This is a genomic window from Arthrobacter sp. PM3, from assembly GCF_003352915.1.
Lineage (GTDB): Bacteria > Actinomycetota > Actinomycetes > Actinomycetales > Micrococcaceae > Arthrobacter.
Map to the genome: position 1 here is coordinate 2,792,439 of NZ_CP022314.1, position 8,533 is coordinate 2,800,971.

Below are 8,533 nucleotides of genomic sequence, written 5' to 3' on the forward strand. Positions count from 1 at the left end.
TGATGGCCCTGAAAACCTGGAGTACCGGCCGAAAGATCGCCTTGGTGGGGGTGGTCTGCGCCCTGGCAGCCGGCGGCGGCGCCTTCGCCGCGGCGGCCCCCGGACTGGCCCAGTCCGTTTCCTCCGAGGCGTCATCGCCGGCACGGACGACGCCGGGCCTCGCGGTCCCCGTCGTGGCCCCCGCGGAACTGGCAGTCGCGCCGGCCGACGGCGCCCAGCAGGTCAACCCGGCGGCGCCGGTGACACTCAAGGTGACGAACGGGCGTATCGACCGTGTTGCCCTCACCAGCGCTGACGGCAGCACCGTCGACGGCACCCAGAGCGCGGACGGCTCCGCCTGGACCTCGTCCGGGAACCTGTTGTTCAACACCCGCTACAGCTACACGTACTCCGTCGTGGACGGTGCCGGGCGCGAGACCCACAGCACCCGGTCCTTCACCACCGTCTCCACCGCCAATGAGGCCGACGCCGCAATCTACCCGCTGGACGGGATGAAAGTGGGCGTCGCACAGCCCCTGCAGATCACCTTCAGCGAACCGGTCCTGAACCGGGACGCCGTCGAGAAGGCCATCAAGATCACCTCCACGTCCGGCCAGACGGGCAAGTTCCACTGGTTCAACAACAACACCGTCCGGTACCGGCCGGAAGCCTTCTGGGCCGCCAACAGCACCATCACCATGGACATGAAAATGTTCGGCGTCGAACTGGGCAACGGGCAGGTCGGCAACTTCAACAAGACCGTCACCGTCCACATCGGCGACAAGCGGGTGGCGGTCGCCGACGCCAAGGCGCACACCTTCTCGGTCAGCATCAACGACAAACCGGCGGGGCAGTGGCCGGCGACGATGGGTGACACCCGGTTCCCGTCGGCCCGGGGATTCCTGGTGTTCATGGAGAAACACCGGGTGGAGCACATGGACGCCTCCACGATCGGGCTCAAGCCCGGGGACCCGGCCTACTACGGCCAGCTTGACGTCAATTACGCCACGCGCCTGACACCCAGCGGGGAGTTCATCCACCAGGCCACGGACACGGCCATGCCGTTCCTGGGCCGGGCGAACCTCTCCCACGGCTGCATCGGCCTGGGCCCGGACGGCGCACAATGGGTCTTCGACAACATGACCACTGGCGACGTCGTCCAGGTCGTGAACACCGAAGGGGACTTCGCCAACTTCGATGACGGATTCGGCGACTGGAACATCCCTTGGTCGCAATACGGCAACTGACGGGGTGGCACCTCGCCGGGCCTTATCCGCTGACGGTAGGCTCGGAGCCAGAGAAATGGCGCAGCCAGGCGCAGGCCGGGCGGCGCGGAAGCCTACGGAAGCGAAGCTCCACGTGACTGAGAAGAACCCGACACCTCCCGACCGGCCGGATCCGGACCTGGATCCAACGAACGACACCGACGAGCCGGCCTTCGAGTGGATGAAGCCGGCGTCCACGGCCGCGCCGGCCGCTAAGGCCGGGAACGCGCCGTCCGGAACGTCCGCGCAGCCCGCACCGGCCGCGCAAGTCGCGGCCGGGCAGCCGGAGAGCCGCGCCGACCGGAAGGCGGCCGAAGCGGCCGTCGTCCGCCCCGACGCTGATAAGACCGGCGCTGAACAGACCAACGCTGGAAAGACCCACGCTGGAAAGACCGACGCCGACGAGCCGCTGCGGACCTCGGCGCTGCAGATCCGTCCTCCGCAGGAGGACGTTGAGCGCCGCAACGCCGAACGCGAACAGGCCGCCAAAGCCAAGCCGGTCCTCCCGCGCGTCATGCAGGTGCTGCTCGCCGTGTTCTACCCGGTGATCCTGCTGGTGCTGGCCGTCCGGGCCGTCACGAGCCCCATGTTCCTCTGGGTGGAATACAACCGTCCGGGCTTCCCCGGCGACGGCTACGGCTTCAGCCCCGATGACCGCATGACCTACGGCTCCTACGCCGTGGACTACCTAAGCAACTGGTCGGGTCCCCGCTACCTCGGCGACCTCGTGGACCAAAGCGGCGAACGGCTGTTCAAGGACGGCGAGGTCAGCCACATGGCCGACGTCAAGGCGGTGATCCTGTCCACGTTCGGGGCCGGCACCCTGCTGATCCTGCTGGGCCTCATTGCCGTGATTTACCTCAGGCGGCGCCACAACGGGGGAGTCCGCCGCGGCCTCTTTGCCGGCTCCATCATCACCCTTGCCGTCATCATCGGCCTCGGCACCCTCGCCGTCCTGGGCTGGGAGCAGTTCTTCACGGAATTCCACCGCATCTTCTTCGCCAACGGGACCTGGACGTTCTCCCTCCAGGACACCCTGATCCGGCTGTTCCCGGGCCAATTCTGGATGGACGCCGGGATGGTCATCGGTGCCTTGGTCCTGCTCGCGTCCGTGCTGACCCTGATCCTCACCTGGCCCACCCGCAAACGCCGCGGCCTGGGCCCGAAGAAGGCCGCGGACGCCGGGAAAACGGACGCCGAAGCACCGGTAGCGGGGACCGCGGCCGCCGGCGACGCTGAGGCCACGGCACCCGGCGGGGCGCAGGTCACCACGGACGGCGGCACGGACGGCCCCCCTCGCACGCGGCACACCGTCTGACCAACAGCAGCAAGAGAAGCACCGGAAGCGGCCGGCACCATTGTGCCGGCCGCTTCCATGTTCGTGATGGAGCCCCGCGACTCCGCGGCAGATACGGCTCAGCCGTAGATGCGGTCGATATGGGCCCCGAAGTCCCGCACGACGGCGGCCCGCTTCAGTTTCAGCGACGGGGTCAGGTGCCCCGATTCCACAGTGAAGTCGGCGTCCAGGATCACGAAGCTGCGGATCGATTCGGCCTTGGAGACCAGCAGGTTGGCCTCGTCGACGGCGCCCTGGATGGAGGCCCGGACGGCCGCATCGGCAGCCGCCTGCGCCGGACTCATGACCGGCACCTTGCGGGCGGTACACCAGTGCTGGAGTGCTTCCGGGTCCAGGTTGATCAGGGCCGAGACGAAGGGTCGGCCGTCCCCGACCACCACGGCCTGGCCGACCAGCGGGTGCTCGCGGATTTTCTCCTCCAGCGGGCCGGGGGCCACGTTCTTGCCGCCGGCGGTGACAAGCAGGTCCTTCTTCCGCCCGGTGATGGTCAGGAAACCGTCCTTGTCGAGCGAGCCGAGGTCCCCGGTGCGGAAGAAGCCGTCCACGAACGCTTCGGCGTTGGCGGCCTCGTTGGCGTGGTAGCCCTTGAAGACGCCGATTCCCTTGACCAGGATCTCGCCGTCGTCGGCCACCCGGATGGTGGTGCCCGGGACGGGAATGCCGACCGTCCCCACCTTGGTCCGGGCCGGCGTGTTGGCCGTGCACGGCGCGGTCGTTTCGGTCAGGCCGTAACCCTCCAGAACCGGAATGCCGGCGCCGCGGAAAAAGTGGGCGTCATTGGAACTCAGCGGGCTGGCGCCGGACACCGTGTGGCGGAGCTGGCCGCCAAAGGCCTGCCGGAGCTTCGGGTAGAACAGCCGGTCGAAGACGCCCTGCCGGAGCCGCAGGAGGCGTCCGGGGCCTTTCCCGGTTCCCCGGGCGGCGGCGTCCAGGGCTTTGGAATAGTCGATCGCGGTGGCCGCGGCGGCGGCGAACACCCGCTCCTTGCCGGCGGCCGCAGCCTTCTGCTCCGCCCCGGCATAGACCTTCTCAAAGATCCGGGGGACCACCAGCAGGAAGGTGGGCCTGAACGCGGCCAGATCCGCCAGGAGCTCCTTGGCGCTGGCGGTGTGGCCGAGGGTGGCCCCGGAGCTCAGGCAGATCACCTGCACGGCCCGGGCCAGGACATGCGCCAGCGGCAGGAACATCAGGGTCCGGGCCCGCGGCTGCTTCAGGATCTCGGGCAGGAATAGGACAATGTTCTTGGCCACGAGGGCGAAGTTGGCGTGCGTGATCTCGCAGCCCTTGGGCTTGCCGGTGGTGCCCGAGGTGTAGACCAGCGACGCTACGTCATCGAGGGACGCGGCACTCCGGTGGCGCTCGAGCTCGGCGTCGGACACCCCGGCGCCGGCGGCGGCCAGGCTTGCCAGGTTCGGTGCGGCGCCGTCGTCCTCCATCCGGACGACGGCGACCAGCCGGTCGCCAAGCATCGCGGACTCGTCCAGCACGCCCTGGACCAGGGCCGCCTTGGCGTGGTCCTCGACGAACACGCGCCCCGCCCCCGAGTCGTGCAGGATCCACTCGATCTGGCTGGCGGAGGAGGTTTCGTAGATCGGGACCGTGACGCCGCCGGCGAACCAGATGGCAAAGTCCACCACCGACCACTCATAGCGGGTGGCCGACATGACGGCCACGGTGTCGCCCGGGGCGATGCCGCCGGCGATCAGGCCTTTGGCGAGGGCAGTGACCTGCGCCAGAAACTGCTGGACGGGGACATCGGTCCAGCCGGCCGGGCCTTTGCGGGCGTAGAGGGCGTGCACGGGATCCTTGGCGTGCTGCTCCAGGAGCAGGTCCGTCACGTTGCTCGCCGGGTCCAGCTCCACGAGCAGTCCGGTGCTTGCTTCTCTCACAGCCGAGTCTCCATTCCTGGTCCGCCCGGAGTGCGGCGGACTGTCCCCTGCCATCCTGCCTTAGATCCAGGAAGGCATCCACATCCGCAGGCGCCACTCCTGGTACGGGATCACCTCCGCGGTCCAGACCGGGTAGAAGAACGCGGAGAGCAGCACGGCCGCCACGACAAACAACGCCACCAGGTAAAACCCGGACCGCCGCCGCCACAGCGGGTCGCTGCGCTGGCCGAGAACCAGCCCCAGGCAGTAGGTCAGCGCCAGCACCAGGAACGGTTCAAAGGACACGGCGTAGAAGAAGAAGGTGGTGCGTTCCGGGTACATGAACCAGGGCAGGTAGCCGGCGGCCACGCCGGCCAGGACGGCGCCGGCGCGCCAGTCGCGGCGGCCCGCCCACCAGAACAGCAGGATCCCCAGGCTGATGGCCGCGCTCCACCAGATCAGCGGATTGCCCACCGAGAGGATCGCGGAGGTGCAGTTGCTCAGATCGCAGCCCGGGGTGCCCTGGCCCGGGGATTCGTAGTAAAAGGACGTGGGCCGCCCCATGACCAGCCAGCTCCAGGCACTGGCCTCGTACGGGTGGTCGGAGCTCAGGCCCTGGTGGAACTTGTACGCTTCGAGGTGGTAGTGGGCCAGGGACCGCACGGCGTCCGGCAGCCAGCCCCACTCGGCCGAGGGGTTGGCCTCGGCCCAGTGCCGGAAGTAGGCGTCCTTGGACAGGAACCAGCCTGTCCACGTGGCGCCGTAGACGGCGGCGGCCACTGGAATGATGCTCAGGAACGCCGGGAGGCCGTCCTTGAGGATGCCGCCGCTGATCCAGGCATGCACCCCGGCGATGCGCCGGGCGCTCAGGTCCCAGAACACGGTGAGCAACCCGAAGACGGCCACAAAGAACAGGGCGGACCATTTCGTGCCCGTCGCCAGGCCCAGGCAGACGCCCGCAACGACGCGCCACCAGCGGATCCCGAGCCACGGCCCGGACGTGAGCTGCAGCGCCGAGGGCAGACCCGTGGCGGATTCCGAGGCCTGCCGGCCGAGCCGCGCCGCGAGGCGACGCCGGCCGTCGTCGCGGTCCATCAGCAGGGCGCCGAACGCGGCCAGGAGCCAGAACATGAGGAAAACATCCAGCAGCGACGTCCGGGACATGACGAGATGGTGGCCGTCCACGGCCAGCAGCACGCCGGCCACGGCGCCCAGGGTCAGCGACCGGAAGAGTTTCTGCGCGATCAGCGCGAGCAGGAGGATGGACAGCGTCCCCGTCAGCGCCGCGCCGAACCGCCAGCCGAAGGGGTTGTCCGCCCCGAACAGCCACATGCCCGCCGCGATCATCCACTTGCCCACCGGCGGGTGGACCACGTACTCCGGCGTGTTCAGCAACACGCCGGGATTGCCGGCGATGAAGGAGTCGTTGGCGCGGTCGGGCCAGCTGCGCTCGTAACCGCTGACCAGGAAAGAATAGGCATCCTTGACGTAATAGGTTTCGTCGAAGACCAGGTTCCGCGGCGTGTCCAGCCGGACGAACCGCAGCACACCGCCCAGCGCCGCTGTCAGGACGGGGATGAGCCAGTACCACAGCCGAAGCGACGGCGGGTAGTCCCGCCAGCTTGCCAAGCCGCCGATCAGGCGCTCGCGGAGGGCCTCCGCCGTGAAGGATTCGGCGGGTCGGCCGACCCAGCGGTGCCCCTCGAGGTTGCGGCCGGAACGGGAACGGCCACGGGCGCGGTGGCCGGCGCTGCCCGGCCCTGCAGTCGAGGATGCGGCGGCGCCGGTTTCGGAGGTCCGCGTGGGGGTCTGGGTCACGTTGCCCATGCTACCTTTCACGGCTGTACCCGGCGGGGCACCGCTCCGCCGGCAGTAGGCTGGAGCTGTGGATCACGAACCCAGCGCTTCTTCCCAGCTTGTCCCCGACGACGGCGATGCCGGCGCCGCTACCCCCGCCGTTCCCGCCGCCGGGCCGGGCAGGATCGTCCTGGCGGCGACCCCGATCGGGAACACCGGCGATGCTTCGGCCCGGCTCGTGGAACTGCTGACGACGGCGGACATCGTCGCCGCCGAGGACACGCGGAGGCTGCACCGCCTCGTGCAGAGCCTCGGCGTCACCGTGGCCGGCCGGATCATCAGCTATCACGAGCACAATGAGGCGGCCAAGACCGCGGACCTGCTGGAGCAGGTCCGGTCCGGCCGGACCCTCGTGATGGTGACTGACGCCGGCATGCCGTCCGTCTCGGATCCGGGATTCCGCCTCGTTGAAGGGGCCGTCGCGGCCGGCCTCACCGTCACCGCGGCCCCCGGGCCCTCCGCCGTCCTGACCGCCCTGGCCCTCTCAGGACTCCCGACCGACCGCTTCTGCTTCGAGGGCTTCCTGCCCCGCAAGGCCGGCGAACGGTCCTCCCGGCTGGCCGAGCTCGACGCCGAACGCCGCACCATGGTCTTTTTCGAGGCTCCCCACCGGCTGGAGCCGATGCTGCGGGCCCTCCACGAACGCTTCGGCGCCGACCGCCGGGCCGCCGTATGCCGCGAACTCACCAAGACCTACGAAGAGGTCATCCGCGGCACCCTGCGCGAACTGCTCGAATGGGCCGAAACCAACGAGGTGCGCGGCGAAATCGCCGTGGTGGTCGGTGGGGCGCCGGACCGCGAACCCGGCCGCCCGGAGGACCACGTTGCCGCCGTGAACTCACTGGTTGCCCAGGGCATCCGGCTGAAGGAAGCCGTCGCGGCGGTGGCCGACGATGCGAAGGTCAGCAAGCGCGAACTCTATGCCGCGGTGCTCGCCGCCCGGTGATCCCCGCGGCGGGTTCCGGCCCGCGCCCGGTGACCCTGCGCCAGGTGACCCCCGCCTGGTGACCCCCGCCTGGTGACCCTGCCCGGTGACCCCCGCCTGGTGACCCTGCGCCAGGTGACCCCCGCCTGGTGACCCCCGCCTGGTGACCCTGCGCCAGGTTCACGGATTGTGATACGCGCCCCAGTTTCCGGGATGGTGCTCCCTGCGCTGGGTTCCTGGATGGCCGAGGCGGGACCAGCCAGTACAGGTTTCCCGGCTGCCAACGAGGGACATGCTCATTCTTGGGCCCGCCGGGTGTGGAGCATGCTCACTGCCGGGCGCGGCCATTGAGCGGTATCCCATTCTGTCCAGTGCTCGGCGCTCGGAGGGAGCATGTCCACTGGGTGTATCTGAACTGGTCCCCGATTGTTGGACTGGTTGGTTACAGCCTAAGCTGCGAGGGTCTGGGCGCGGTATTGGACCGGGCTCAGGCCTTTGAGTTTTGTTGAGATTCTTTCGGTGTTGTACCAGCGGATGTACTCGTTCAGGGCCGTTGCCAGGGCGTCGGTGCTGGGGAACCGGGCATGGTGGAAGAGTTCTTCCTTGAGGTGGCCGAAGAAGTTCTCCATGACCGCGTTGTCGTAGCAGTTGCCTTTGCGGGACATCGATTGGACCGCGCCGGCGTCCTCGAGCAGAACACGCCAGGACACGTGCCGGTACTGGAAGCCCTGGTCTGAATGCACGAGCGGTTTCTGTCCGTCCTGGAGCGTTGCCAGGGCCTCGTGCAGTGACGTGTTGGTCAGTTCCAGGTTCGGGGAGGAGCTGACGGTGTGGGAGATGATCTGCCGGTCGAACAGATCCATGACCGGGGAGAGGTAGAGCTTCCGGCCGCCGACGCTGAACTCGGTCACGTCCGTCACCCACTTCCGGTTCGGAGCATCCGCGTCGAACTCGCGGTTCAGTACGTTCGGGGCGATACCGCCCTGCTCGCCCCGGTAGGAGTTGTAACGCTTCTTCCGCCGAACCTTGCAGACCAGCCCGAGTGACCGCATGAGTTTCAGCACGGTCTTCTTCGCGACCGTCCAGCCTTGCCTGACCAGTTCCGTGTGGATACGGCGGTGCCCATACCGGCCATGGTTCGCCGTGAAGACGTCCGTGACTGCGGCCTTGAGCGCCTCCTGCGGATCGGGGGCCTGCAGGCGGGCCTGGTGATAGAAGAACGTGGACCGGGCCACGCCGGCAACGGCCAGCAGCACCGGGAGCGGGAAGTCAGCCTTGAGGG

General features: G+C 68.7%; 6 protein-coding genes. 3 read left to right on the forward strand and 3 right to left on the reverse strand.

The features are described from left to right. Window positions 1-2: 2 nt before the first annotated feature. Together CFN17_RS12735 and CFN17_RS12740 are read left to right on the forward strand one after the other, a co-directional pair. Entirely contained in the window at window positions 3-1,226 is a 1,224-nt protein-coding gene (locus tag CFN17_RS12735) for an Ig-like domain-containing protein (RefSeq protein WP_208748103.1), read from the forward strand. Window positions 1,227-1,338: 112 nt separating this feature from the next. After that, window positions 1,339-2,562 (forward strand): TIGR01906 family membrane protein, encoded by a 1,224-nt coding sequence (locus tag CFN17_RS12740; RefSeq protein WP_261792190.1) that lies wholly within the window; start codon window positions 1,339-1,341, stop codon window positions 2,560-2,562. Window positions 2,563-2,660: 98 nt separating this feature from the next. On the opposite strand, the gene CFN17_RS12745 is transcribed toward CFN17_RS12740, so the two are convergent. Next, on the reverse strand, window positions 2,661-4,490 hold the full coding sequence (locus tag CFN17_RS12745; protein ID WP_208748106.1) for a long-chain fatty acid--CoA ligase: 1,830 nt from the start codon (window positions 4,488-4,490) through the stop codon (window positions 2,661-2,663). A gap of 60 nt (window positions 4,491-4,550) precedes the next feature. Beyond that, a complete protein-coding gene (locus tag CFN17_RS12750) occupies window positions 4,551-6,296 on the reverse strand; it encodes a dolichyl-phosphate-mannose--protein mannosyltransferase (protein WP_208748109.1) in 1,746 nt (581 codons plus the stop codon). A 58-nt stretch (window positions 6,297-6,354) separates the two neighbouring features. Here CFN17_RS12750 and rsmI point away from each other — a divergent pair, with 58 nt between their 5' ends. Further along, window positions 6,355-7,272, forward strand: coding sequence for a 16S rRNA (cytidine(1402)-2'-O)-methyltransferase (gene rsmI / locus CFN17_RS12755; protein WP_395925022.1), 918 nt, complete (start codon window positions 6,355-6,357; stop codon window positions 7,270-7,272). A gap of 428 nt (window positions 7,273-7,700) precedes the next feature. Here rsmI and CFN17_RS12760 read toward each other — a convergent pair. Beyond that, window positions 7,701-8,533, reverse strand: an 833-nt coding sequence (locus tag CFN17_RS12760; RefSeq protein WP_208748110.1) for an IS3 family transposase, incomplete at its 5' end; no start/stop codon positions are given.